This window comes from Streptomyces sp. NPDC028314 (assembly GCF_055565795.1).
Genome location: NZ_JBVHTP010000001.1, coordinates 109,334 through 134,740, shown reverse-complemented (window position 1 = coordinate 134,740; position 25,407 = coordinate 109,334). Strand labels below are relative to the sequence as shown.

At 73.0% G+C, this 25,407-nt stretch carries 24 protein-coding genes; 13 read left to right on the top strand and 11 right to left on the bottom strand.

The window, feature by feature from the left end; translation table 11 throughout:
• Nucleotides 1–78: 78 nt before the first annotated feature.
• The 3 genes from ACZ4TG_RS00650 to ACZ4TG_RS00640 all read right to left on the bottom strand — a co-directional run bounded on the left by ACZ4TG_RS00650 (nucleotide 79) and on the right by ACZ4TG_RS00640 (nucleotide 4,460).
• Nucleotides 79–1,128, bottom strand: a complete 1,050-nt coding sequence (locus ACZ4TG_RS00650) for an NAD(P)/FAD-dependent oxidoreductase (RefSeq protein ID WP_468159086.1) — start codon at nucleotides 1,126–1,128, stop codon at nucleotides 79–81.
• Entirely contained in the window at nucleotides 1,083–3,614 is a 2,532-nt protein-coding gene (locus ACZ4TG_RS00645; RefSeq protein ID WP_468159085.1) for a twin-arginine translocation signal domain-containing protein, read from the bottom strand. Before ACZ4TG_RS00645 ends, ACZ4TG_RS00650 begins: the two co-directional genes overlap by 46 nt.
• 213 nt (nucleotides 3,615–3,827) lie before the next feature.
• Nucleotides 3,828–4,460: a TetR/AcrR family transcriptional regulator gene (locus ACZ4TG_RS00640; RefSeq protein WP_468159083.1), complete on the bottom strand. Its 633-nt coding sequence runs from the start codon at nucleotides 4,458–4,460 to the stop codon at nucleotides 3,828–3,830.
• Between the two features lie 61 nt (nucleotides 4,461–4,521).
• Between ACZ4TG_RS00640 and ACZ4TG_RS00635 the strand changes: the two genes are divergently transcribed.
• From ACZ4TG_RS00635 to ACZ4TG_RS00625, 3 genes are all read left to right on the top strand, one after another.
• Entirely contained in the window at nucleotides 4,522–5,484 is a 963-nt protein-coding gene (locus ACZ4TG_RS00635) for a GNAT family N-acetyltransferase (protein ID WP_468159082.1), read from the top strand.
• Between the two features lie 132 nt (nucleotides 5,485–5,616).
• Complete coding sequence (locus ACZ4TG_RS00630) at nucleotides 5,617–6,984, top strand: pyridoxal phosphate-dependent decarboxylase family protein (protein WP_468159080.1); 1,368 nt, start codon at nucleotides 5,617–5,619, stop codon at nucleotides 6,982–6,984.
• 181 nt (nucleotides 6,985–7,165) lie between these two features.
• On the top strand, nucleotides 7,166–7,759 hold the full coding sequence (locus ACZ4TG_RS00625; RefSeq protein WP_468159079.1) for a GNAT family N-acetyltransferase: 594 nt from the start codon (nucleotides 7,166–7,168) through the stop codon (nucleotides 7,757–7,759).
• A 15-nt stretch (nucleotides 7,760–7,774) separates the two neighbouring features.
• Here the strand turns inward: ACZ4TG_RS00625 and ACZ4TG_RS00620 are convergent, their stop codons facing one another.
• A complete protein-coding gene (locus ACZ4TG_RS00620; protein ID WP_468159078.1) occupies nucleotides 7,775–8,281 on the bottom strand; it encodes a DinB family protein in 507 nt (168 codons plus the stop codon).
• Between the two features lie 631 nt (nucleotides 8,282–8,912).
• Between ACZ4TG_RS00620 and ACZ4TG_RS00615 the strand changes: the two genes are divergently transcribed.
• Nucleotides 8,913–10,376, top strand: coding sequence for an MFS transporter (locus tag ACZ4TG_RS00615; protein WP_468159077.1), 1,464 nt, complete (start codon nucleotides 8,913–8,915; stop codon nucleotides 10,374–10,376).
• Between the two features lie 41 nt (nucleotides 10,377–10,417).
• Here ACZ4TG_RS00615 and ACZ4TG_RS00610 read toward each other — a convergent pair whose 3' ends face one another.
• Nucleotides 10,418–11,452, bottom strand: a complete 1,035-nt coding sequence (locus ACZ4TG_RS00610) for an aldo/keto reductase (protein ID WP_468159076.1) — start codon at nucleotides 11,450–11,452, stop codon at nucleotides 10,418–10,420.
• A gap of 105 nt (nucleotides 11,453–11,557) precedes the next feature.
• Here ACZ4TG_RS00610 and ACZ4TG_RS00605 point away from each other — a divergent pair, with 105 nt between their 5' ends.
• Both ACZ4TG_RS00605 and ACZ4TG_RS00600 read left to right on the top strand, forming a co-directional pair.
• Complete coding sequence (locus tag ACZ4TG_RS00605) at nucleotides 11,558–12,211, top strand: TetR/AcrR family transcriptional regulator (protein ID WP_468159075.1); 654 nt, start codon at nucleotides 11,558–11,560, stop codon at nucleotides 12,209–12,211.
• A 498-nt stretch (nucleotides 12,212–12,709) separates the two neighbouring features.
• Nucleotides 12,710–12,898 carry a hypothetical protein gene (locus ACZ4TG_RS00600; RefSeq protein ID WP_468159074.1) on the top strand — a complete coding sequence of 63 codons (189 nt, stop codon included), beginning with the start codon at nucleotides 12,710–12,712 and terminating at the stop codon, nucleotides 12,896–12,898.
• An 11-nt stretch (nucleotides 12,899–12,909) separates the two neighbouring features.
• Here ACZ4TG_RS00600 and ACZ4TG_RS00595 read toward each other — a convergent pair whose 3' ends face one another.
• A complete protein-coding gene (locus ACZ4TG_RS00595; RefSeq protein WP_468159072.1) occupies nucleotides 12,910–13,464 on the bottom strand; it encodes a hypothetical protein in 555 nt (184 codons plus the stop codon).
• Here ACZ4TG_RS00595 and ACZ4TG_RS00590 point away from each other — a divergent pair.
• The 4 genes from ACZ4TG_RS00590 to ACZ4TG_RS00575 all read left to right on the top strand — a co-directional run bounded on the left by ACZ4TG_RS00590 (nucleotide 13,463) and on the right by ACZ4TG_RS00575 (nucleotide 19,281).
• Nucleotides 13,463–14,536 (top strand): alpha/beta fold hydrolase, encoded by a 1,074-nt coding sequence (locus tag ACZ4TG_RS00590; RefSeq protein WP_468159070.1) that lies wholly within the window; start codon nucleotides 13,463–13,465, stop codon nucleotides 14,534–14,536. The genes ACZ4TG_RS00595 and ACZ4TG_RS00590 overlap by 2 nt on opposite strands.
• 101 nt (nucleotides 14,537–14,637) lie before the next feature.
• Entirely contained in the window at nucleotides 14,638–15,114 is a 477-nt protein-coding gene (locus ACZ4TG_RS00585) for a hypothetical protein (RefSeq protein WP_468159069.1), read from the top strand.
• Nucleotides 15,115–15,268: 154 nt separating this feature from the next.
• Nucleotides 15,269–16,669, top strand: coding sequence for an SWIM zinc finger family protein (locus ACZ4TG_RS00580; protein ID WP_468159068.1), 1,401 nt, complete (start codon nucleotides 15,269–15,271; stop codon nucleotides 16,667–16,669).
• A complete protein-coding gene (locus ACZ4TG_RS00575; protein WP_468159067.1) occupies nucleotides 16,666–19,281 on the top strand; it encodes a DUF7824 domain-containing protein in 2,616 nt (871 codons plus the stop codon). The genes ACZ4TG_RS00580 and ACZ4TG_RS00575 overlap by 4 nt, the downstream gene beginning before the upstream one ends.
• 69 nt (nucleotides 19,282–19,350) lie before the next feature.
• Here ACZ4TG_RS00575 and ACZ4TG_RS00570 read toward each other — a convergent pair whose 3' ends face one another.
• The 4 genes from ACZ4TG_RS00570 to ACZ4TG_RS00555 form a co-directional block, all read right to left on the bottom strand.
• Nucleotides 19,351–19,986, bottom strand: coding sequence for a DUF4241 domain-containing protein (locus ACZ4TG_RS00570; protein ID WP_468159066.1), 636 nt, complete (start codon nucleotides 19,984–19,986; stop codon nucleotides 19,351–19,353).
• Between the two features lie 21 nt (nucleotides 19,987–20,007).
• Nucleotides 20,008–20,541, bottom strand: coding sequence for a hypothetical protein (locus tag ACZ4TG_RS00565; protein WP_468159065.1), 534 nt, complete (start codon nucleotides 20,539–20,541; stop codon nucleotides 20,008–20,010).
• Nucleotides 20,542–20,691: 150 nt separating this feature from the next.
• Nucleotides 20,692–21,471, bottom strand: a complete 780-nt coding sequence (locus tag ACZ4TG_RS00560) for a polysaccharide deacetylase family protein (protein ID WP_468159064.1) — start codon at nucleotides 21,469–21,471, stop codon at nucleotides 20,692–20,694.
• 234 nt (nucleotides 21,472–21,705) lie between these two features.
• On the bottom strand, nucleotides 21,706–22,317 hold the full coding sequence (locus ACZ4TG_RS00555; protein WP_468159063.1) for a TetR/AcrR family transcriptional regulator: 612 nt from the start codon (nucleotides 22,315–22,317) through the stop codon (nucleotides 21,706–21,708).
• Nucleotides 22,318–22,400: 83 nt separating this feature from the next.
• On the opposite strand from ACZ4TG_RS00555, the gene ACZ4TG_RS00550 reads away from it, so the two are divergent.
• The 3 genes from ACZ4TG_RS00550 to ACZ4TG_RS00540 all read left to right on the top strand — a co-directional run bounded on the left by ACZ4TG_RS00550 (nucleotide 22,401) and on the right by ACZ4TG_RS00540 (nucleotide 24,555).
• A complete protein-coding gene (locus ACZ4TG_RS00550) occupies nucleotides 22,401–22,802 on the top strand; it encodes a DUF4345 domain-containing protein (RefSeq protein WP_468159062.1) in 402 nt (133 codons plus the stop codon).
• 108 nt (nucleotides 22,803–22,910) lie between these two features.
• Nucleotides 22,911–23,447, top strand: coding sequence for a pyridoxamine 5'-phosphate oxidase family protein (locus ACZ4TG_RS00545; protein ID WP_468159061.1), 537 nt, complete (start codon nucleotides 22,911–22,913; stop codon nucleotides 23,445–23,447).
• A 274-nt stretch (nucleotides 23,448–23,721) separates the two neighbouring features.
• Nucleotides 23,722–24,555 (top strand): class II glutamine amidotransferase, encoded by an 834-nt coding sequence (locus tag ACZ4TG_RS00540; RefSeq protein ID WP_468159060.1) that lies wholly within the window; start codon nucleotides 23,722–23,724, stop codon nucleotides 24,553–24,555.
• A 19-nt stretch (nucleotides 24,556–24,574) separates the two neighbouring features.
• Here the strand turns inward: ACZ4TG_RS00540 and ACZ4TG_RS00535 are convergent, their stop codons facing one another.
• Nucleotides 24,575–25,003: a hypothetical protein gene (locus ACZ4TG_RS00535; protein ID WP_468159058.1), complete on the bottom strand. Its 429-nt coding sequence runs from the start codon at nucleotides 25,001–25,003 to the stop codon at nucleotides 24,575–24,577.
• Nucleotides 25,004–25,407 lie beyond the last annotated feature (404 nt).

Genomic DNA, 25,407 nt, shown 5'->3' with positions numbered 1-25,407 from the left:
CGAGCGGATGACGCACCTCGGCGCCGCCCTACCGTCCACGGCCGCCCCGCGAGGGCGTCGGCCGAACCCGTGGGCGCGTCAGCCGAACCCGTGGGCGCCGAGCTCGGCGTAACGGGCGGACAGCTCGGCCATGTCGCGCTCGGCTCCCTCCCGCAGCCAGCGCCCGTACATCCCGGCCGCCTCACCCTCCTCCAGGGCCCGCCCCGCGACCCCCGCGGCCAGCGAGCCCGCCGTCCAGCCCGACATGAGGGCCCGCAGCACCCCGTGGGACGAGGCCGGGTCCAGCAGGGCGCCCGCGTCCCCGGCCACGAACCAGCCCGGCCCCGCGGCCCTCGGGCACAGCCGCCAGCTGACGTCCGCGGACCGGGGCGGACCCTCCGGCAGCAGGCCCGCGAACTCCTGCGGGGGCCCACCGCGCGGCCGCCCCTGCTCCGGTACGAAGTCCAGCCGCATCCACTGGTACCGGGCCCGGCCCACCCGCGCCGTCCACGTCCAGCCGGCGCGGTCCGCGGTGATGGCCGGAGCCGCGTCCCGCTGCGGGCAGGACCCGGCCGCGTAGCCGTACCGGATCAGCAGCCGGGGCGAGCGCGGCGGGGCGCTCAGGCCGAGGGCGCGGCTCAGCCAGCGGGCACGGCCCGTCGCGTCGATGACGGTACGGGCGCGCAGGGGCGCGGCCGTACCGCCCAGCCGGACCCCGGTCACCGCACCGCCCTCCACCACCGGTTCCCGTACCCGGCAGCCGAGGCGGACCTCCGCGCCCGCCTCCCGGGCCCGGTCCAGCAGCAGCGCGTCCAGCCGCCGGCGGTCCACCTGGAAGCCGCGCCAGGGCCCGCTCCCGTCCCGTCCGAACGGCTCGAACCGGGGCTCCGTGCCCCACCCGACCGTGATCCCCTCGTGCCGGGCCCCGACGGCGTCGGCGAATCCGCCGGGCAGCAGCCGGGCCAGCAGGGTCTCGGCGCCCGGGTGCAGGGCCTCGCCCGGGCGGGCCACGGGTCCGGCCAGGCGTTCGGCGAGGACGGTCCGCAGCCCGGCGGACGCGCAGACGATCGCCGCCGCGCATCCGGCGGGGCCGGCCCCGGCGATCAGGACGTCGGTGCCGGCGTCGGGATCGAGGTGTCGCGCGTCCACGGGCCTCCGTCCCTGCGCAGCAGCACCGTACGGCCGTCGGTGTAGGCCGTGACGTCCTCGGCGATCTCCACCAGCACCTTCTGGATGTCGTCCGGGTCGCGGCTCTCGGCCCCGGGCCGGTAGATCCGGAACCGGTACCGCCGCGGTCCGGCCAGGCTGCCTCCGGCGGCCCGTTCGGCCTCCCCGAGCCCGGCGTCGCCCGCCTCCACCGTGAGGAACGACAGGACGGCCCACGCCGACTTGGCCTTCAGGATCTCGATCACCGCCCGGTCCCCGAACCGGGTCACGAACTCCGGGTCGTGGATGCCGAGGCTCCAGTAGACGGCCGACATGGCCAGCACCCGGGCCTTGGTCTCGGCGAGGTCCACACGGGCGGTGAGGTGCGCGGTGAGCCGGTCCTGGGTGGTGATGTAGTCGGCCCGGTCGATGTCCTGGTACGCGACCACCGCGCGCCCGCCGACGGTCCGTACCTCGGGTCCCCGGATCCCGTCCCACGGCAGCCGGCCCAGTCCGCGGACCTCCTCCATGCCGATCTCGGCATCGGTCAGCGGCACGATCGTCGGCCACGGGTAGGGGAAGCCGGGCGCGTCCTTGAGCGGGGTGAAGGTCCGCGTCGCGTCCGGCGCCACGGACGGCCAGTAACTGCCCAGTGCCGCGCAGAGCTTGGCGTCCTCCAGGAAGGGCGTGCCGAGGCTGTACGCCTGCATGTAGCGCTGGAGCGGTGCGCCGGGCTCGTTGTAGACCAGCCCCTGGCTCACCTCCCAGCCCGGGTCGGTCACCCCGGCGGCCGCGTCCGGCAGGCCCGTGTACCGGCCGCGGGCGTCGTCGGGCAGCGGGCGGGCCACCGGCTCGCCGGGCGCGGGCTGCCCGACCACCGCGGTGAGGGTGTCGTCGTAGATGTCGAAGCCCTTGGGGAGGGTGATGTCGCCCGCGAAGCGGAACTCGGAGAGCGGGCGCGGCGGTACGGCCCACAGGGCGTCCCGGGTCTCCGCGGGGACGGAGGTGCGCCACCACGAGGCCAGGTCGTGCTGGTTGACGTGAGGGAAGAAGTCGGGGGGCGCGACGCTGCAGAAGGCGGGCTTGAAGGTGTCGATCTCCGCCGCGAGTTGCGGGCAGCGGACGGAGACGAAGCCGTCCCCTGCGAAGTCGATCCAGTGCTGGGCCCGGTAGCCGCCCTTGCGGATGATGGCGTCCATGTCCGGGTTGAGGTTGAGGTCCTCCAGCCGGCCGTCGTCGTGCAGGCGGTGGCGGATGTTCACGTACTCGGGGGAGCGCCGGTCGTTGTCGGGGGCGGCGCCCTGCGCGTACGTCGGCTCGGTCTCGACCGCGCCGGGGATGAGCTGGACGGAGGAGAAGTACAGGATGCCCGGATCCTGGACCAGGTCGGAGGAGACGTTGAAGGACAGCCACTCACCCGCGAACCGGGCCCGGTTGGCGAAGGCGTGCGGTTGCGGGGCGAGGACGCCCGAGCCGTGGGCCTGCTGCGCGGGGAGCAGGGCGGCGATCTTGTCGTCGCGGATGGTGAAGGGGAAGGCGTTCAGGTCCTTGCCGGTCCACTCGGTCGGATAGCCCTGCTCCCGCAGGAAGAGGTGCATCCGCTTGAGTTTCTCGTTGACCATCCGGGAGTCGAGGGACAGGGACAGGTCCAGGCCCGCGACGCACTCCCGGCCGGGGAACAGCTTGTGCAGCGGTACCCAGAAGGTCCGCTCGTCGTCGCCGGACACGATGTTCCGGGGCCCGAAGCGCCTGCTGTCGGCGCCGGTGACCTGCATGGCGAGGTACGGGGCGAAGCGCTGCGGCACCGTGTGGAAGACGAACGGCTGCTGCGGGTCGAGGGAGGCGAACTGGCGGCCCCGGGCGTCGTAGCGGGGCCCGGTGGTGCCCATACGGGTGATGCCGGTCCGGGAGAAGCAGAGGTCGGCGTGGCGGCCGTGGACGGAGCCCGTCGCGTCGCGGTAGTCGAGGGCGAAGACGATGACGCCGAGGGGGTTGTCCCCGGCGAGCTCCCGTAGCCCGTCGAGGGTGGGCGGGCGGACTCCGTAGACGTAGTTCTCGACGGCCTCGGTCTCGGCGAGGGTGGGGAACGCCCCGAGCGCGCGGCCCTGGCCGTCGGTGAGTACGGCCGCCGAGGCGAAGGCGTGGTACAGCAGGCTCCGCGCCGGGTTGCCCGGCTCGATGCCACGGGCCGGCAGGGCGGGTGCGAAGTCCCCGAAGCCGGGCACCGTGCGGTCGACCGCGTGGACCGGCTTGGCCAGCTCGGCGGCCAGATCGGGGGCGCCGATGTCCAGGACGCCGCGGGTGACGGTACGCAGGAGCGTGCGCCAGCCCTGGTCGGCGAGGCGGGCGCAGGCCTGCGCGACGGCTTCGGCCAGGGGTCTCGACGGTGGTGAGGCCAGGGCCTCGTACTGCACGGTGAGCCCGGGGAACCCGAGCAGGAGCCCGCCGGCGGCGGCCCCCTTCATGAGATCGCGCCGAGAGAGCTCCACGCCGTTCGCCTCCTGGGGTGTGCCGGATCCTCTCACCGATCGGTGATTCTGACGGCTGGGACGCGAGGGCCTCGCGAACGACGCGGGATTGCCGCCGAACGGGGTAGCCGGTCGAGCCTCCGTCGGAGCACCGCGGAACGGGGGCCTCGGCGCCCCGGCGCCTTGGCGCGGGAACCGCGTGAACCACGTTCGGGCCGGGCGGTGCGGACTGCCTCACATGCCGGAGACCGGCCTGCCGGTCGCGGCGCCGGGCCCGGTCCGCGCGAGCGACGCGAGGAAGTCGTCGAGCATGGCGATCTGTACGTCCTCGGGGAACCGGCCGGGGTCGAAGAGGGCCTGGACGACGAGTCCGTGGGTGAACGCGACGGCGGTGGCGGCGAGTTGCTCCGGGTCGGCGGCCGCCGGGAGCTCGCCCATGCCGCGCGCGGCTCGCAAGTGCGGGCGGATCGCCGCGCGCATCCGCGTGTAGCGGTCGGCCTGGTCCGTGGCCAACCCGTCGTCGGCGAGGGCCAGATCCCAGGAGCTGACCCAGATCCGGTTGCGGGCGGTGTCGTCCGCGGTCAGCGGCAGGACGTCCAGCAGCATGGCCCGCACGGTGGCCAGCCCCTCGGCTGGACGTTCGCGGCGGGGACGTTCCGCGGTGCGCTTCTCCAGCAGGTCCAGGGCGTGCGCGAGCAACGCCCGCTTGGTCGGGAAGTAGTGCATGAGCATCCCGGTCGAGACGCCCATCGCGGCGGCGACGGCTCGCAGGGTCAGCCCGCCGAACCCCTTGTCGGCGAGCACGTCCCACACCGCCTCGGACACGTCCTCGCGGCGGGCTTCACGGTCTCCAGGTGCGGGCGGCATGCTGCTATCTTACGTACCGAACGCTCGTTACGTACCATTGCCGCCCAGGGAACGAGGCTCCGTGTTCGCGATACCGCTCGGCGACCATGCTCAGCTCCGCCCCCTGGAGCCCTGGCGCGCGCAGGAGTTCCTCGCCCATGTCGACCGCGCGCGGCCCAACGTGGACCCTTGGATACCCTGGGCGACCTTCAGCACCGACCTCGCCTCCGCCACGGCCGTCCTACAGCGGTACGCCGGCAAGCAGGCCGAGGACACCGCCCGGATCTACGGGATCTGGCTGGACGGCACGCTGGTCGGCGGGGTCATGTTCACCCGCTTCGACAGTGCCTCGGGGGTGTGCGAGATCGGCTGTTGGCTGGAGGAGGCCGGCGCGGGCCGGGGGCTGGTGACCCGGGCCTGCCGTGCGCTGATCGGCTGGGCTTTCCGGGAACGCGGGATGAGCCGGGTCGAGTGGGTGGCCGCCGCGGGCAACACCCGCAGCATCGAAACCGCTCGACGCCTCGGCATGACCCGCGAGGGCGTGCTGCGGCAGCACTCCACGTACCGGGGCGTGCGGCGCGACAGCGAGATCTGGGCGGTCCTCTCCGAAGAGTGGCCCCCGGCGGAAGGAGCACCCGATGCTGATGACGTCAAGGCCGAACTCGACCGGCTGATGCGCGCGTTCCTCGGTGCGTTCACCAACACCGGCGGCGGCCGGCCGAACCTCGACGCCGTCCGCGAGGTGTTCGTTCCACAAGGAATGATCATCAGCAATGTCGGGAACGAACCCGTGGTCTACGACCTCGACGCGTTCATCGAACCCCGGGAGAAGATCCTCACCGACGGGACGCTGACGGAGTTCTCCGAATGGGAGGTCGCCGAGCGTACCGAGATCTTCGGGTCGATAGCCCACCGGTTCAGCGAATACCGCAAGTCCGGAATCCTCGACGGCGAACGGTTCGAAGGATACGGCCGCAAGACCACCCAGTTCGTCCGCACGCCGGCCGGCTGGAGGATGAGCTCCATGGCCTGGGACGACGCGTAGGGGCTCCCCACCACGGCCACGGGCCGGGGCCCGTCCGCGACGGCCCCCTGCCGGCCCCCTGCCGGCCCTCGGGCACGAGGCCCTCGGTCGCGGCGGTTGCGCGGCCCCGGCGGCTGTCCCATAGTCCGAGGTATGGACGCGCGCGAGGCGGCGCTGCGACGGGCCCACGACCATGCCGTCCGCTGGCTGGCGAGCCTGTCCGAGCGCCGGGTTCCCGCCCGCGCCTCGGTCGACGAGATCGTGCGCGCGCTCGGTACCGCACTGCCCGACGGCCCCAGCGTCCCCGCCGACGTCGTCGACCTGCTGGCCACGGCCTGTGAGCCGGGGCTCACCGCGTTTCCCGGCGGTCGCTTCTACGGGTTCGTGGTGGGCGGCACCGAACCGGCCGCGCTGGCCGCGGACTGGCTCGTCAGCGCCTGGGACCAGAACTCCGTGATGCGGGCCGCCTCACCCGCGTACGCGGCGGCCGAAGAGGTCGCCGGCGCATGGCTGCTCGATCTGCTCGGCCTGCCGGGCGGCAGCGCCGTCGGGTTCACCACGGGTGCCACGATGGCCAGCTTCACCTGCCTCGCCGCCGCACGCGACACCGTGCTGCGGCGCGCCGGCTGGAACACCGCCCGCGACGGACTGGCGGGCGGGCCCGCCGTACACGTCATCGCCGGCGAGGACCGCCACATGGCCATCGACCTGTCGCTGCGCTACCTCGGGCTCGGCCGACCGGAACTGGTGCGGGCCGACGACCAGGGACGCGTCGACCCCGAGGCCCTGCGGCACGCCCTGGCCGCAGGCGAACACCGCCCCACGGTCGTGATCCTCCAGGCCGGAGACATCCACTCCGGCGCCTTCGACCCCTTCGCCGAGGCGATCCGTACCGCCCGCGAGGCGGACGCGTGGGTGCACGTCGACGGGGCCTTCGGACTGTGGGCGGCGGCCTCCCCGACCTACGCGCACCTGACCGACGGCTGCGCGTACGCCGACTCCTGGGCCACGGATGCCCACAAGACCCTGAACGTCCCCTACGACTGCGGCCTGGCGATCGTGCGCGACCCGGGCGCGCTCCGGGCGGCGATGGGCCTGCGCGGCGACTACCTCATCCAGCACGAGCACGGCGACCCGGTCGACAAGGTCCCCGAGCTCTCCCGGCGCGGCAGGGCCTTCCCGGTGTGGGCCGCACTCAGGTCCCTGGGCCGGTCGGGCGTCGCGGACCTCGTCGACCGGCTGTGCCGGCACTCCCGCGCGTTCGCCGCCGGCATCTCCGCGATCGACGGCGCGACCGTGCTCAACGACGTGGTCTTCACCCAGGTCTGCGCCTCGTTCGGCGACGACGCGCGCACGGAACGGGTACTCGCCCGGCTGCTCGACGACGGCACGGTGTGGATCAGCGGCTCCACCTGGCACGGGAGGCGCGTCATGCGCGTCTCGGTGAGCAACTGGTCGACGACCGACGACGACGTGCGGCGCGCGCTGGCCGCGATCCGGCGCGCGTCCACCGGCGCCTGAGACGCGATCGAGCGCGGGGCAGCGCGTACACCCGACGGCATGCGCGTGTCGTACCTCGCGGCCAGGACGGACGCCGGCCGGCGGACCACGGCTTCGGTGATCCCCGCCCGGCAGACCGGCACGGTGACGCCACCCGGCGCCCGGCCGGCACCCGGCTCATGCGAGCACGGACAATGGATGGATGATCAACTCGATACCGCCGGTGGTCGCCACCGGCACGATGAGCCGGCGCGAGCAGCCCGTGTTCCGGACGAGCACGGGCATGCAACTGCGCCCCTGGGAGGCGGGTGATGCTGCCGTGCTCGCCCGGTCGTGCCTCGACCCGGACATCCAGCACTGGAACCGCCCGGGTCCCCTGACCGAGGACGGGGCCCGCGAGAGGATCGAGCAGTGGCGCCGTCGCTGGGAGAGCGAAGCCGCCGCCATCTGGGCCATCGCTCCCGGTGCGGGCGGGGAAGCGGTGGGACTGATCGGCCTCGCCGACCTCGACCTACGGGGCGGCCAGGGCGAGTTCCTGTACTGGCTGCTGCCCGCAGGGCGTGGCGGGGGAGTGATGGCGGACGCCGTCGTCCAGGTCAGCCGCTGGGCGATCGAGGATCTCGGACTCCACCGGCTGCGCATCACCCACTCCGTGGACAACGCGGGTTCCTGCCGGATCGCGACAAAGGCCGGCTTCCCGCTGGAGGGAACCATGCGCAGTGCCTTGCTCCATGCTGACGGGTGGCACGACGAACACCTCCATGCCCGAGCGGCGGGCGACCCCTGGCCTTCCTAGTCAGGCCCGCTGGATCTAGTTGCCGGTCTGGCCGTCGAGCATCTCGCGCAGGATGTCCAGGTGGCCGTTGTGGCGGGCCGTCTCCTCGGTGAGGTGGAGGAGGATCCAGCGCAGGTCGACATGGAGACCGTCGCGGACGGCTCCCTTGGCCGGGGTGTCCAGACTGTTCCCGGCGACCAGTTCGCGGTAGCGGGCGCTCTGTTCGGCGTATTCGTCGAGCAACTGCGTGAGCGGGAAGTCGACGGCGATACGCATCTCGCGGTCGGGGTCCTCATCGGTCCAGGGGCCCCGGTCTTCCTCGCCGAGGAAGACCACCTGGAACCAGTAGTACTCGACCCAGCGGAGGTGGTTGATCAATCCGCTCAGGGTCATCAGCGGTGAGCCCGGCAGGAGCGCCTTGCCGGCGTTCTCCGCGGAGACGCCATCGCACTTGGCGCGGGCGGTGTCACGTGTGTAGTCGAGAAACGTGGTGAGCTGGGTGCGCTCGTCCCACGCGGGCGGTGTGTCGTCGATTCTGGTCATCGCGCGAAGCGTCCCCGATCACGCGACCGATGTCGAAGTATTTTTCGACGGGCCCGACCTGTTCCACCCAGCTCCCTGTCCGGCAGGTCGCTACAGCGGTTCAGCGCCGGTGGGCCGGTCGTGGGTCGTTGCGTCATTCGCCACCACCGCAGGACGATCCGCCGCCACAGCCGTGACCGCCGTCGCCTCCCCGGGACCGGCCTCCCCCGGACCGGCCTCCCCGGGGCCCGTTCCTTCCGCTTGCCCGTACCGCCGCGATGAACAGCACGACGATGACGATCCCCAGGCCCACCAGGTATTCCATTCCTTCCACCCCCGGTCGGTTCGCATCTGCCTGAGGTAGATGTTCCGCAGGGGCGGCTCGCCAAGCGCATCTTGAGGAACTCCAGAGCTTCAGCCTTGACCGTCGTCGGCCGCCCTGGATCGGGAGACGGGGGCCTGCCAAGCGGGCCCGGTCTTCGAGCGGTGAAGACGACAGGCGTCCGACGGGCGTGGGTCGTGACGGGTTCGGTGAGGGCGAGATGTCTAGGATCTTGGGAACCGCCCGTCCTTCCCGGCGGGCCCGCCCGTGGCAGAAGGACTTCCCGGCAGGCCGTCAGCGCAGACTTGACCGACGATCAGGAGTGCTGCCTTGGGACCCGTAGAGACCTCGTCCGCGCCTGGCGGCCTCGGCTGGAACCGTCAGACGGCGACGCTGGTGCTCCTGTCCTTCGCCATGCTGATCGTCTCCCTCGACCAGTACATCGTGGTCGTGGCGCTCCCCGACATCGCACGCGACCTCGGCTATTCCGCGCAGACGCTCCAGTCGGTCATCAGCGCCTACGCGGTGGCCTCGGCCGGCTTCCTCCTGTTCGGCGGGCGCGCCGCGGACCTGATCGGACGCCGCCGCGTCCTGGCCGCCGGCCTCGCGCTCTACGCCGGGGCGGCGTTCGCGGGAGGACTCGCGACCAGCCCCGGGATGCTCCTCGCCGCCCGCGCGATCCAAGGTCTCGGCGGAGCGCTCGTCTTCCCCACCACCCTGGCCCTCATCAACACCACGTTCGTCGAAGGCGCCGCCCGCAACCGCGCATTGGGGATCTGGGGAGGGTCGGGCGCGGCGGGGCTCGTCATCGGTGTGCTGCTCGGCGGGGTTCTGACGCAGGCGTTCGGCTGGGAAGCCGTCTTCTTCGTCAATGTCGCCCTGGCCGGCCCCGCGCTGCTGCTCGCCTTCGTGGCGATCCCCCGGGACGGGGAACGCGAGAAGGGCCGCAGGTTCGACCTGCCCGGCGCGCTCAGCTTCTCGCTCGGTGTCACGCTGATCGTGTTCGCCCTCGTGGAGGGCCCCGGATCGGGCTGGCTGTCGCCGGGCATCCTGGTGAGCGCGGTGGCGGGCCTGCTGCTGGTCGGAGCCTTCTTCGTCATCGAACGGCGCAGCCCCGACCCGCTGATGCCGCCCCGGCTGCTGTCCAACCCCAACCTGGTCACCGGCGTCGTCATCGCCTTCATGTTCATGGCGACCTTCGGCTCCGTGCTCTACTTCCTGTCCGTCTACTTCCAGGAGATCCTCGGCTACGACGCTCTGCAGACCGGCGCCGGCTTCCTCCTCCCCACGGCCGTGGTGGTGGCCGGTTCGACGACCGCGGGCCAGCTCGTGACCCGGTTCGGCCTCAGGCGTACCCTGGCCGCGGCCCTGGCCGTCGGGGCGCTCGGTGCGGTCGGGCTCGGCCTCGCGATCTCACCGAACGGCACGTACACCGGACTCGTTCCCGGCCTCGTGGCACTCAGCATCGGCGACGGGGTGGTCTTCACCACCATGTTCATCGCCGCGGCCACCGGAGTCCCCGACCGGCAACAGGGCATCGCCTCCGGCATTGCCTCGACCGGCTCAGGCGCGGGCGCGGCCGTCGGCCTCGCGGTCCTCGTCCTGGTCGCGACCGTCGGCCTCGACGGCCTCTCCGGGGAACGGCTTCGGATCGCCACCGCCGAGGGGATCAGCACCGCGCTCTTCGTCGTGGCAGGCGGAATCGCGCTGACCCTCCTCGTTGCCCTGAGCCGGTGCCCGACACCGCCCGAACCGGCCCCCGCCCCCGTGCCGTACCAGACCCGCCGCTGCTGACGGCGTCCCGGCGGCGCCGCGCGCACCGCGCCGCGTTCCCGCTAGACCACCGGGGGGTTGAGCCGGGCGAAGCCCTCCTGCCGCTCGTACGGGAAGTAGGGGTACGGGGCCGTCCGCCTGCTGGCGGCGTCGAGCTTCGCCATCTGGTCGGGGGTGAGGGTCCAGCCCACGGCGCCGAGGTTCTGGCGCAGCTGTTCCTCGTTGCGGGCGCCGATGATGACGGAGGACACGGTCGGGCGCTGGAGCAGCCAGCGCAGGGCGATCTGCGGGACGGCCTTGCCGGTCTCCTGGGCGATCTCGTCCAGGGCGTCGACCACGCGGTAGAGGTGCTCGTCCTCGACGGGCGGGCCGTAGTCGGCGGTGTCGTGGAGCCTGCTGCCGGCCGGCAGCGGCCGGCCCCGGCGGATCTTGCCGGTGAGGCGGCCCCAGCCGAGGGGGCTCCAGACGATCGCGCCCAGTCCCTGGTCGAGCCCGAGCGGCATCAGCTCCCACTCGTAGTCGCGGCCGATGAGGGAGTAGTAGACCTGGTGGGCGACGTAGCGCTGCCGCCCGTGCCGCTCGGCGGTGGCGAGGGACTTCATCGCCTGCCAGCCGGAGAAGTTGGAGACGCCGAGGTAGCGGATCTTCCCGGCGCGGACCAGGTCGTCCAGGGTGGACAGCACCTCCTCGACGGGAGTCCGGGCGTCGAAGGCGTGCAGCTGGAAGAGGTCGATGTAGTCGGTGTCGAGGCGGCGCAGGGCGGCGTCGACGGAAGTGATCAGGCGGGAGCGGGAGGTGCCGGCGTCAGAGGGGCCGTCTCCCATGGGCAGGCCCGCCTTGGTGGAGATGATCACCTGGTCCCGGCGGCCCTTGAGCGCGGCCCCCAGCACCTCCTCCGACGCGCCGCCGGAGTAGACGTCGGCCGTGTCGAACATCGTGATGCCGGCCTCGATGCAGATGTCCACGAGGCGGCGTGCCTCGTCGACGCCCGTCGTGCCCCAGGCTCCGAAGAGCGGCCCCTGTCCGCCGAAGGTCCCGGCGCCGAAGCTCAGCGCCGGCACCTGAAGTCCGGACGCACCCAGCTGCCTGTACTCCATGACGTGTCCCCTCTTCGTCCGCAGAGCCAGCTAATGGATCCGCAGTTCCGTTAAGATGGCCCCAGCGTAACAAGCCATCGCCATTAATGGAACAGGAGTCCCGTTATGAAGTTCTCGGAGGCCGCGGGGGAGACCGGTGACGAGGGCGGGGCTGAGGTGGAACCCGGGACCACCCGGCCCGGAGGGCGCACCGCGCGCGTGCGGGCGGCGGTGCTCACGGCCGCCGGGGACGTCCTGGCCGAGCGGGGCTTCGCCCATCTGGACCTCGCCGACATCGCTCGCCGCGCCGAGGTCGGGAAGACGACCGTCTACCGCCGGTGGGGCACGGTCACCGGCCTCGTGACCGACCTGCTGCTGGACATGGCCCAGCAGTCCGTGCCGCGTACGGAGACCGGCTCCCTGCTCGGGGACCTGACGGCCAACACCCGGCTGGTGCGGCGGACGCTCGCCGACCCCCGGCAAGGGGCCCTGTTCAAGGCGGTGATCGCGGCCGCGACCTGCGACCCGAAGGCGGCGGAGGCCCTCCACGGGTTCTACGCCGTCCGCGTCGACGAGTGGGCGCCGTGCGTCCAGCAGGCCGCCGTCCGCGGCGAGGTGCCCGAGGGGACCGATCCGCACGAGGTGATCCGCGCGGCGTCCGCCCCCCTCTACTACCGTCTCCTGACCACCGCCCTCCCCCTCGACGAGGGCGCCGCCGACCGCGCGGCTGCGGCTGCGGCGGTGGCCGCGCGTGCGGGGGTGTACGTACGGGACGTGTAGCGGCTACGCGGGCCGGGGGGTGTGCCGGGCGCGGAGGTGGGCGAGGGTCGTCAGGGCGAAGACCCCGCCCCAGGCCGCGGAGAAGAGGCGGGTTGGTCTTCTTGAAGGCGGCCGTTCCCCACGCGGCCGGGGGTGCCTCCTCCCGGGCGTACTGCTCGGTGAAGGGCATGACGGGCAGGGCGAGGAGGATCAGCACGGCCGGGGCGCCGGTGGCGACGGTGCGGCCGTAGTCGGTGACGAAGGTCTGGGCCCCGGGGCCGCCGGCGAACGCCACGGCGCAGAGCGCGGCGAAGGTCGCGATCCCCATGCCGTCCAGCAGTTCGGGCCGGCCCGCGAGGAGCGAGGGGGCCGCGGCGGCGAGGGCGACCAGGGCGGCCAGGGCGGCGGACCACTGGGCGGCGAAGCCGTTGCCGGCCGCCAGGGTGAAGACGATCCAGGGGGCCAGGCTGCGCCGGCCTCGTCGACGTCTCCGCCGAAGGACCCCGGGGCCGCAAGGAGGTGCGGATCGCCGGGGAGGAGGCCGAGCAGATCGCGGACCTGGAACGGCTGCTCGGCTCACGCGAGTGGACGGGCGACCCGCTCTCGGTCTCCGGTCGCCTCGTGCTGGAGTACGGCCTCCGGGGCAGCGCGATGAAACGGGAATGGGCGCGATGGGCCCTGGACCAGATCCCCGCGGATCGGCAGTAGGAGGTCAAGGGTCAGCGGACGCCGCGGTGTTCGTAGACCGTGAGGGACAGCGCCTTCATCGCGACGTGGGCGCTCTCGGTGTCCCGGCCCTCGTCCAGGGCTTCGAGCGCGGCCGCCGCCGAGACCCGTACCGGCAGGGGCAGGCCGTCGTGGGCGGCGATCCCGTAGGCGACGGAACGGCGCGCGGCCCGCTCCTCGTCGGTCACTCCGTCCGGGGTCAGGGGGAAAACCGCGGCCTGGTACCTCGCGATGCTGACGAAGACCGCGTCGGCGATCCCCTCCGCGTACCCGTCGACGCGGACGGCGACGGCGACGGCGTCGGGGACGGCGACGGCGCCGGGGACGGCGCCGGGGAGGGCGACGGCGCCGGGCTGAAGGAAGGCCAGCACCTGGCGCCGGGCGAGGAACGAGCCGAGCCCCGCGCCCACCCCGGCCGCGCCCGCGGCGACCAACGCCGTGACCCAGCCGCCCCACAGCAGGCCGAGGCAGCCCCCGCCCACCGTCGCGCACATCACGAGCACGAAGCTGATCATCAGGTGGAGGCGCTGGGCGAGCAGGGGCGTCATGTCCAGCAGTATGCACAGCGGCTGGAGCGGCGTGGTGGCGCCGGTCCCGCGAGCGGGGACGAAGGGTGCGGTCGGGGCTCGCCGCCACCTCCACCTGCTGGGGCGGGAGTACGGCGCCGCCCTGACGAACGCGCCCGGCATGCGGCACGGACTCACCGGCGGCCCCGACCAGAAGGAGGACGAGGCGAGGCGCGATACTCGACGCGTGGACTCGATCTACCGCGGTACGACGGGCAGGGAGCTCATCCGACGCTGGTGCCTCGACCAGCTCGCCGCGTGGCCGGTGCCGCACGAACGGAAGACGGTGACCGCCAAGAACGCAAGGACCCACGTAGTCCTCGCCGGCTCCGGCGCCACGACGGTCGTGTTCGTCCCGGGCACCAACTTCAACGCCGCCGCGTCCCTGCCCCTCGCCACGGCCCTGGTCGCCGCCGGCCACCGGGTCGCGCTGGTGGACGTCCCCGGCCAGCCCGGCCTCAGCTCCGGTGAACGCCGCCTGTCCGGCGGCCAGGTGTCCTGGTACGGGGCGTGGCTGAGCGAGGTGATCGAGAAGATCTCGTCCGATCCCGTAGCGGTGATGGGGCACTCCTTCGGTGCCGCCATCGCCCTGTCCAGCGGCTCTGCCCGGATCGACCGGCTCGTTCTGGTTTCCCCCGGCGGACTGACCAGGCTGAGGCTGACCCCCGCCGTGCTGGCCGCCTCGGCCGCCTGGTTCCTGCGGCCCGCACCGGCACACAGCGCCCGGCTCTTGCGCGCCATGCACGCGCCTGGCCACCCACCCCGCGAGGAACTGGTGAACTGGATGACACTGGTCGCCCGGCACTCCCGCTCCAGCGGGGCGCCCGGCACCGCTGCCCTGCCCAGGCGGCCGATCCCCCGCATCATCGTCACCGGGGAGCACGACGTCTTTCTCCCTCCGCGGCGGCTCGGCCCGGCCGTGAGGGCCACACTCGGCACCGAAATGGCCGTGGTCGCAGAAGCCGGACACCTCGTGGTGGAAGAGCACCCCCCATACCTGTCCGCCTTGGTGGGGGGCACGGGCGGGCCCACCTACGATGCCCCGGTGGCCTGACCCAAGTGTCCGGGCGCCGTGGCGATGGTTGCGTCCCCGCAAGTCCATGGCGGTCGACCTGACCTCGCCCGACGCCGGCACCTGTCCGTAGGGTTCACCGCGTGAGTGACATATATGAGCTGATGATCGCCGTCGACCTGCGGGACGAACTCTCCGAGCAGGAACTCGCCGAGCTGAGCTGGCATCTGGGCATCGGGCCGCAGCCGGCGCGCCTGTCCATCGTGACCGAGTTTCCGTTCGTGGTGGCGGACGACTCGGGGAACCCGGTGATCGAGGACGAGCCCTATCCGCTCCTGGCCGGGAGCGGCGCGGCAGCGAAGGTGGGCGGTGTGCTCTGCTCCGCGCTGGCCGCTCGGGCGGGCCAGCCGCGGCAGGGCTGGTCGCTGACGGCCCGACAGGAAATCCACCCGGACGAGTTCGAGAAGGTCGGCGAGCTGCTCCGCTGGCTGGCCACAAGAGCTCACGACACCCACCTGCTCGGGGAGGACGCGGTCGGGATCGGATACCTCAGGTTCCACGAAGCCCACCTTCCGGCTGTACTTCGGATCGAGAACGGGCAGGTCAACTGGCCGACGTAGCCTCAGAGGAACCCAGGGCGGCGGGATGTGGGCACCCATCAGGGCGTCCGGCGCGCAGCCGGCGGCCCTGGGGCCCGTGGACGACCGGCCCGCGCTCAGCCCCGTCGTCCGCCGTCCCGGGGCATTGTCAGTGGCTCCGCCTAGCGTTTCGGACATGACACGAAGCGCCCACACCTTCGCCTATGCCCGCCCGTCCTCGCTGACCGCCGCCGAGACGGGTCAGGCCCTCGGCCTGGAGACGGCGGGGGGTCTGACCCCGGCCGGGGCCGAGGCCCATCCGCAGTTCTTCGCCGGGTTCCTGGGCGCGCCCCAGGCGGCGGCGCGGGCGCTGCTCGCGGTCGCGGACGTGGCGGCGGCCCGCTACTACCGGCGCACCCTGCGTGCCTCGCTCGATCCGGTGGTCACGGGCAACGGCGACCGGCTGCGCTTCGAGTCCTTCTCCGGCTGCTGCGGGGTGTACGCCCGGCTCGACGTGCTGCCCGACGGCCTGCGCGGCGCCGACACGGGCCACGGCACCACCAACGTCGACGTCAACAACCCGCTGCGCGAGGCGCTGTCCCGGCTCACCGGGGACGATCCGCTGCATCTGCGGGTCGGCCCCGACGAGATGGCGGTGACCACCCTCGACGGCCCGGTCGTCGAGAAGAAGGTCCCTCTGCCCGACCGCTGGCTGCGAGGTTTCGCCGAGTCCCAGGTCGTCACCACCGGCTTCGACCTGCGCGCCGAACTGACCGCCGCCGAGACGGCCCGCTTCCTGCGCTCCCTCCCGCGCACCCCGGCGGGTGGCGGAGCCGCGGGCGGGGCCCTGTGGGTGGTTCCCGCGGGCCGTACGCTGCGCCCCACCACCCGCCCGGTGCCCGGCGCGGTCTGCCTGCCCGGCCCCGAACGTCTCGCCGCCCTCCAGCGCGTGCTGCGGCACGCCACCGGCCTGCGCGTGTACGGCCCCGCGGCGGACGGCCTCAGTCCCACCGCCTCCGCGTGGGAACTCGGCCTGCCCGGCATGCGGCTCACCCTCACCCTCTCCCCGGAGGCCGACCGCGGATTCTCCGGCGAGGGGGGCGTGCTGGAGGCCCTCGCCACCGACGCGGCGGCCGAGGACGCCGAGCTGATCTCGGTCCTGCTCGCGTGGGAGCCGCGCATCGACCCGGCCGACCTCGCCGAGCAGTCGGGCCTTCCGGTGGAGCGGGTACGGGCCGCCCTCACCCGCCTCGGCACGGCCGGCCGGGTCGGGTACGACATCGCCGAAGCCGCCTATTTCCACCGCGAACTTCCCTACGACGCCCGGCGCGCCGAGCGCCACAATCCGCGGTTGGTCGCCGCCCGCGCCCTGGTCGAGGCGGGCGCGGTCAGCCTGGACGGTCGCGGCACCGCCGTGGTGGCCTCCGGCGAACGCCGCTACCAGGTGCGCGAGTCCGGCGGCGCCCTCAGCTGCACCTGCCAGTGGTGGGCCGACTACCGGGGCCGCCGCGGCCCCTGCAAGCACGCCCTCGCCACCCGCATGGCCCTGCGGGCCGCCACCACCACCGCCACCGTCACCACCGGAGCCGCACGATGAACGCCACCGAGATCCTCGAAGCCGTCCGGGCGGGCCGCACCGCCGAACTGCCCGGGCTCCTCAAGCCGCTGGACCGCGCACAGCGCCGGCTCCTGCTCGCCGAGCTGAAGGAGTTGCGCGGCGAACTGCGTGCCTCGGGCTGGGACCGCTGGCAGGAACGGCAGTTGATGAGCCCGGCCCTGCTGGTCGCCGGAGCCGGCTGCCACACCGGCGCGGCCGCCGCAGCCGCCTGGATCGGGGCCCGGGACCTGCGCCGCTGGCAGCAGCTCCCCACCGGCGCACTGCTCGACGTACTGGCCGGCCGGGACCCGCAGTGGCTCGGCGACCTCGCGCACCGGCTGGCCGCCCGGTCCGCCACCGCCCAGCAGGACTACCCGATGATCAGCGAACTCGTCCGACTCGCCGACTGCCCGATGCCCACCTCCGACGGCTGCGTCGAGGGCTGGGCGGCGGCCGTGGGCGCGTCCCGTACCCCGCTCGCACTCGCCCTGCGCCGCGACCCCCACGTCACCGCGCTCGTCCCGCGCCTCTTCGGGACCGCCGAACCGGTCGGCGCCCTCGCCTGGCGCTGCGAGCCGGACAACCCCCACCACTGGCCCGCCGCGCTGGCCGCCCTCGCCGAGGAGGGGTGCGTCGACCGTGCCGTCCTCCTGGACGGATGCGCCGCCCGCTTGCTGCGCGGCGGCAAGCCCGCCCAGCTGAAGCCCTACCAGGCCATCCTGCAGCGCCTGCGCCCGACCGAGGAGGAGGAGCGGGAGCGCGCGGCCGACTGGATCGCGCTGGCCGCCGACGCCCCGTCTCCCGTCGCCGGGCACGCCCAGCAGACCCTGGCCCGGCTCGCGGCAGCCGGCCACCTCACCCCGCGTCTGCTCGCCGAGATGTCGTCCGCGGTCCTCTTCCGCCCGGAGAAGAAGCTGGTACGCGCCCAGCTCGTCCTGCTCGGCAAGGAGTTGGGCCGCGACCGGGCCGCCGCCCCCGAACTGCTGCCGGTAATCGGTGAGGCATTCGGACACACGGACACCGACATCCAGGAGCGGGCGCTGAAGCTGGCCGCCGCCCACCTCACCGACGATCCCGAACTGCGCGCCGAACTCGCCGACCAGGCCCAGCTGCTGAGCCCGGCCCACCGGGCCCGGGCGGTGGAACTCTTCGGATCCGCCGCCGCCCCCGCCGAGGACACCGGGCCGTACCGGGAGATCCTGCCGCCGCCCCCGGTCCCGGTCGCGCTCGCCCCGCCCCTCGGGACGGTCGAGGAGACCGTGGAGCTCGTCACGGCGGTGATCAACTCCCGCGGCTCGACCGTAGAGGAGTTCGAGCGCGCCCTGGACGGCCTGGTCCGGCACGCCCATCGCGACCGTACGGCCCTCGCCGGCGCGCTGCGTCCCGCGCTGGCCGGCCGCTGGTGGCTCGATCCCGAGCGGTCCCACCACTACACCGGTGACCTGCCCGGCCTGGAACGCGTAGCCGCCGCCGTCCTGGGGGCAGGACCGACGCGCGAACCGCGGCCGGCCCTCGCGTCCTGGCGCGTCGACTGCCACCACACCGGGCTCCGTGTCGCGGGCCACGCACGCCTGGACGAGGCGGCACGCCGCATCGCGACCCGGCCGCTGCCCTTCCTGCTCGCCACCCCCACCCTCCAGACCGGCACCCTGGCCCCCCAGGCGCTCATCGCGCGCCTCGCCGAGTACGGCCGCCTCGGCGAGGAACCCGCCCCGGCAGACTTCGCCCAGGCCCTGCTGCGCGTCCGCCGTGACGCAGCCGCCATCCCCGAGGCCAATGCCCTGGGCACGCCCGAAGGGGACCGGCTGGCAGCCTGGCTCGGCGCGGCCGGACAGCCCGCGCCTGTCACCCGCCGCACCGCGTCGGCCGTGCGGTACGCCTACAGCGCAGTCCCCGCGCACCTCGTACTGGACACCGGGGAACGTCCGACCGTGCTGGGGGAGTTCCCGGACCGCTTCCACGCACTGGCCCGGGCGCGCAAGGCAGCCGACCGCTGCTGGGACGGCGCGGACGACGCCTCGCTGATCGCGGCCCTGCCCGAGGACCGGGAGACCCTGTCGGCCTGGTCGCTCCCGGCCGTCACGGCCTGCGCCATCCACGAGGGGCGCGGCGGTACCGCCGCACTGCCGCTGCTCGCCGCGGCCGGCGGCCCCGCCGGCCCGGCCCTGCATCTCGCCGTAGCCACAGGGCTCGGCGCCCGGCACCCGGAGGACCGGCTGAGGGCCGTGGACGCGCTGCTCACCCTCGCCGCCCGCGATGAGCTGGATCCCGTACGCCTCGGCGGTGACCTGGCCGAACTGCTCGGTTTGGGCACGGTCAAGCCCAACCGGCTCGCCGACTCGCTGCGCACTGCCGCCGCGACCGGCGCCTACGCCACCACCTGGGCCGTGCTGGCAGCCGCACTGCCCGCGCTGCTCACCGGCACCGGCACCGGCGACCCGCGCGGCGTCGGCGAACTCCTCGCGACGGCCGCCGATTGTGTGGAACAGTCCGCAGCGGCCTCGCCCGAACCGGCCGGGCTCACCGGCATCGTGGCCCGCGGCGGTCGGTCCCGCCTGGTCGCCCAGGCCGGCCGGCTGCGCGAGGCGCTGCGCCGCAACCAGGAGGGGTGATCGGCGGTCACAGGAGCGAGAGATCCCCCCAGGCCGCAGGGATATCAGTGCCGTGGGGCCGGGACCACGTCAATCCCGGTAGCGGTCGGGGGTCAGTGCCGCGTTGTGGAAGTCGACGTGCACCGCCACCAGCCGGCCGTCGGCCGCGAAGCCGCCGTACGCCGGGTAGCCGCCGTCGCCGTAGCCGGACTCGTCCGCCACGACGTTTTCGGTGCGACCGGGCAGCGGGGCGTTCCAGGGGGTGGGCCGGGACGCCATGTCGTCGAGGAAGAACGATTCGAGCCGTTCCTCGCTCTGCTCGCAGAGCAGGGCGTAGGCATTCCAGTCGAGGGCCGCGACGACTCCGCCGTCGACCCCGACGATGTCGGTGTCGTCCGGGTTCGCCGACGGGTCGAGGGTGGGGAGCGGGCCGCGCCGCTGCTCGGGGTGGTCCGACAGCACGATGCTCAAGGAGGCGTTGACGGTCCACGGTGTGCCGTTGTTGCGGGTGGTGTCGAAGCGGGTGACGAGCACCGCGTAGGTCCCGGGGGTCACCGCAACCTTGAGGAGGGAGGCGGGGTCGGGGTAGCCGGGGTCGCCGAGCCCCAGCGTGCCGCTGGGCACGGTCACGGTGCCGATGGGTTGGACGGCCAGGGTGACGGGGTCGCCGCAGGCGTAGCCCGGGCCGGGACGGAGTGCGGGGCTCGCCTCGAAGTATGTGTTCACGGTCGCCGAGGATAAGCGGCGTCAGCCGACGATCTGGTCCCCGTCGGGTACGTCCTCGACCGTGACGAGGCCGCGGGGCAGCCCGAGTCCCAGCGACACCGACCGGGCAAGCCCGTCGAAGTCCCGGCCGCTCGGGACCGGCACCTGCTCGCTCTCGCCGTAGCTCTCGATCGCCTTCACGAAGTAGCCCGGATGCCAGGCGCCGACGGCCCCCTTGACCTCGATCGCGGTCACGGGGCGGTTGCCGACCAAGTCCTTGAGCGCGGCCAGGATCTGGTCGGACCGCAGTTCACCCGGTACCTGGAACAGGCTGGCGTGAGCACCGGCGAGGCCGCCGTCCCGCAGGCGCACGGTCACGGTGAGGCAGCTGGTCACGCTCGGATACGTGATCACGCCCCCGGGTGCGACCTCTTTGACCTCGCCCTCCGTGATCGTCGCCTTGGCAGGTGCGGTGAGGCCGCTCGCCGTGCGCAGTCCTGCGTCGGCGGGCTCGTACGCGTACACGGCGGGGCTGAGGGCGAGCTGCAGAGCGAGCAGTGCCGTCGGCAGGGCCATGGCACCCACCACGGTGGCCCTCCGCCCGGTCGTCCGGACGGCTCGGCGCGCAGGGTGGAGCGGCTGGGGTATGGGCAAGGGGTCTCTCCTGGGGAAGAAGCCGGGCCGGTTGCGGGCCCGCCAAGGGTTCTGGACCACCGCAGGAGGCCGCTACGGGCCGGTGCGGGCCGGGAAGGTGAAGGTGTAGCCCCGAGCGGTGAGCCAGGGCAGGTACTCCTTGAGCGCCGCGACGGTCTCGCTGCGGTCGCCGCCGCCGTCGTGGAAGAGGACGGTCGGCTGCTGGGGCAGCTTGGTCTCCACGGCGGAGACGATGGCCGGCAGGCCCGGCCGGCTCCAGTCCTTGGGGTCCACGCTCCAGCCCAGGGGCCGCATCCCGCTGGCGGCGGCTATCGCGCGACTGTCGGGGGTGAAGGCGCCGCCCGGCGCACGGTAGTAGTTGACGGCGACGCCCGGCACGGCCTTCTCGATCATCGCTTTGCCGTCGAGTATCTGCTGCCGCTGGTAGGCGACGGGCTTGTGGTCCATCGTCACGTCGTGGTCCACGGAGTGGTCACACAGCTGGTGGCCGTCGGCGGCGACCGAGCGGACCAGGCCCGGGTACTTCTGCGCGCTGGTTCCGATCATGCAGAAGGTGGCCTTGACGTGGTTCTGCCTCAGCACCTGGAGGACCTGCGGGGTCCAGCGGGGGTCCGGACCGTCGTCGATGGTGATGGCGATGTCGTGGCCCGACCCCTGCGCCAGCCGGGAGATCTCCAGTGGGATCCGGGTGGCGCCCTCGGCGGACCCGGAGGAGTTCGCGGCCGAGGACTGGCTCGCCGAGCCGTCGGCGGCGAGGGCCGGTGTGCCGACCGCCACCAGGAGGCCGAGGACGGCCGCGGGTACGGCGTATCGCGCCCGCCGACGAGGTACGGAACTGCTGGTGATGCCCATGGACGCGCTCTTCCTTTGCGCTCGGCCCCCGGATCTCGCGTTGCCGGTACAGGCTAGGTCACGCGTACGGGTTCCTTCCTCATCCGATCGGCCCATTCGACGGTGCGGACCCGGCCGGGTGGTGGATCAGGCCCGGTTCCCGCTTCGTCGGGGCAGCGCCGCCGACGCGGCGACACGGCGCTCCGCGCACGGTCCGTCGTCCGCGCACCCCCTGAGGAGCCGGGTCCGGCAGGATCACTTCGGCGGCGGAGGCTGAACGGCGTCCGCCCGCAGGAACGGCCGGAGGGCGCCGAGCAGGGCGCCGACGCAGGCCTCGCGCAGCTCCGTGCGCGTACAGGTCTCGGTGGTGAGCCAGTCCAGGCAGAGCACCCGCACGAACACCAGCCAGCTTCTCAGCACCGCCGCCACGGCCGGCCGGACGGAGTCGTCCGCGAGCGGCAGGACGTCGAGGAGCCGGGTCCGCAGGACGTCCAGCTCGCCGTCGATGATCGTCTGGACCACCGGGTCGCCCGCGAGCACGCGGTTCGCCGCGAGGACGGTGTTGCGGTGGGCGATGAAGTAGTCGAGGTGTACGTCGAGCCCATCGGTGAGCTGGCCGAGCAGGTCACCGGGCCGGTCGAGCGGGACCTGTTCCAGCAGCCGGTCGGACGCCTGCCGGTAGACGGCCGCGAAGAGCTCCTGCTTGCCGGCGAAGTGGCGGTACAGCAGCGCGCGGGAGACTCCGGCCCGCTCGGCGACCTCCTCCATCAGCACCTCGTCGTATGGGTGCCGGGCGAAGAGCCGCGCGCCGACGGCGAGGAGCTGCGCGCGGCGTTCGTCGGGGCTGAGGCGTCGGCGGGGAGACACCCGGCCACCTTACTTGACACACGTCTACTAGTGGGAGCCTACTAGTAGACGTATGTCTACTACTCGGGGTGGGAGATCGGAACATGGCCAGAACTCTCAAGTGGCTCGTACTGGCGATGGGCGCCGCGTGCGTGGTGATCGGGCTCGCACACGTGGTACTGGGGAACGCGGCGATACCGGGCGCGGGCTCGGCCGGCGCCACGGTCGACAGCCTCGGCCGGTTCCTGGGCGCGACGTTCGCCGGCTACGGACTCGCCTGGATCTGGGCGGGCCGCCAGTCCCCGATCCCGGCGGGCGTGGTCCGGTGGCTGGCCGCGGTGTTCCTGCTGGGCGCGGTGGGGCGGCTGCTCTCGCTCGCCGTGCACGGGTGGCCGCACGGCTTCCAGGTGGCGCTGACCGTCGTCGAACTGGTCATGCCACCGCTGTACTTCTGGCTCGCGGACGCCGACGAGAAGGCACACCGCGCGGCGCGGCCCCGTCCCTGATCCGGCGCGCAGACGGACGCAAAAGGACGCGGCGATGATTTCGGCGCGGGCGGCCGGTCAATAGTGGGGAGGGGAAGGAGATCCACGATGCCGAGACAGGGATCCGCGATGCAACCCACGACCGAGCTCGACTCCCGCTACAGCTCCGCGCTCCATCCCCGGCCGGGCGCCGCGGACGTCACCGCCACCGAATGGGCCGAGGCGCAGCGGCAGCTGGAGGCCGCCGAGATCTTCTGGGTGTCCACGGTGCGGCCCGACGGCCGGCTGCACGTCACCCCCGTGATCGCCGCCTGGCACGACGGGGTGCTGTACTTCTCCACCGGCATGGGGGAGCAGAAGGCGAGGAACCTCGCCCATGACGGCCACTGCGCGCTGACCACCGGGGGCAACTCGCTCACGGAGGGCCTCGACCTCGTGGTCGAGGGCAAGGCGGAGCCGGTTGCCGATCCGGCGGTGCTGGAGGAGGTGATCGCGGCGTACGAGACGAAGTACGGGGCGCACATCACCTCGCCCGAGGGCACGTTCCACGGCATGGGGGATGCGTTCCGCAAGGGTGACGTGGTGGTCTTCGCGGTCGCCCCGGCCACGGCGTACGGCTTCGGCCGGGACGACGGGGTGTACACCCATACGCGGTGGGCGTTCTGACGCGCTCGGCCGGCCACCTGCCCGGCTCCCGCTCGCGTGGCGCGCCTCGGGGAGGGAGCTGAGAATGAGATGGCCGGACGGTCGAACCGACGTGAGACCCACACCGCGCGGTGGGAGAACACGCCAGGCCGTCCCGGGGGTGCCGGCCCGTACGACAGCGGGCGCGCAGCGAAAAAGGTGACGGGTGGAACTCGCCGCCAAGCCGTAATTCCGGGGGCGAGCGCGGGAAGGCTACGTGGTTCCCGCGATGCTGTAGGGATCCAGGTGATCACGTATGTGCCGATGGCTCGCGTATTCGGGAACGCCCATGCTGCTCGAAACGATCCTGTACAAACCGGCCCACTCGTTGATCGATCAGAGCCTGCACTCGAAGCTCGGGGTGGAGACCACGAACGGTGACGGGTTCGGCATCGGCTGGTACACGCAGGACAACGACTCCCCGGCGCTCCTTCGGGACATCGGCCCGGCCTGGAACAACCGCAACCTGCGGGAGATGGCGGACCATGTCACCTCGCCGCTGTTCTTCGCGCACATCCGGGCGTCGACCGGTACGGCGGTGCAGCAGTCAAACTGCCACCCGTTCCGGCACGGCCGCTGGATGTTCATGCACAACGGCGCCATCTCCGGCTTCCACATGATGCGCCGGGACCTCACCCTGCTCGTCGACCCCAACCTGTACGCCGACATCGAAGGAACGACCGACTCCGAGGTGATGTTCTACCTGGCCCTCACCTTCGGCCTGGACCAGGACCCGCCGAGCGCCGTCGCCAGGATGGCGGGAGTGGTGGAGCGGGCCGGCCGCGACCACGGCGTGGAGCTCCCCCTCCAGATGACGCTCGCCATCACCGACGGCGAGCGCCTCTGGGCCTTCCGCTACTCCAGCGGGCACACGTCCCGGTCGCTCTTCTACAGCAGCCGGGTGGACGCGCTGCGCCGGCTGCACCCCGACGTCGCGTTCCTGCAGGACATCTCGGAGGAGACCCGCCTGATCGTCTCCGAACCCCTCGGCGACCTGCCCGGCGCCTGGAACGCGGTACCGGAAAGCAGCTACGGCGTCGTACAGCCCGGGGCGGACGAGCTGTACCCCTTCGCCCCGGAGCCCGCCTGACCCCGCCGGGAAGCCGTCGTCAGCACTTGAGGCCGGTGGCCGCGGCGGTCGTGGCCTCGTCCAGCTTCAGGATCTCGGGCTGCAGCTTGGCCAGCGCGTCCTGGCCCGTGGTGTCGCCCGGCAAGGCGTCGTACGCCTTCTTGAGGTTTTCGGCAGCGTTCTGGACAGCCGAGCGTTCGGCCTCCTTGAGCTGGCCCGCGTTCTCCTTGACGCTGTTCCAGTCGTCCTGGACGGCCTGGTGGGCCTCCTTGATCTGGTCCTTGGTCGCGGACGACGGGTTGAGCGCCCTGAGCTTGGCGTTGTCGGCCTTGAGCTCGGAGAGGTCGGTGCACAGCTCACTCGCGGCCTGGGTCGCGTCCTCCGACGGCGAGCTGCTGTCGTCGGAGCAGGCGGTGAGACCGAAGAACGCGGTGGCGCAGAGCACGCCGATGACGGGAAGACGCTTCATGGGAACTCCTCGAGCGAGACGGCGCAGGTACGGATGTGCGGATCCACACGGAACCCATCACCACATACACACGGTCGAGCACATTCCGCATCCGCGCCCGCGCCGTCCGGAGCCCGCACAGCCCTCCCGCGGTCCGGCTCCTCACCCCGGTTCCAGGCGGGTTGCCTTCCGGCTGACGGCACACGGATACCGACTCCGGCGCAGCGCCGGGCGGGTGAAGCCGCCACGGCATCACGGCCGCGCCGGCCCGACGACCACGGCGGAGCCTCAGGGGCCCGACTCCGATGTCCCGAAGCCGTCATCGCCGGGTAGCAGCCCGAGCATGTCGAGCAGCAGCTCGCACTCCGCGGGGCTCTCGGCATGAGCGGCCACCGCACGGCGAGCCGCCGCACGGTCGGCCGGAG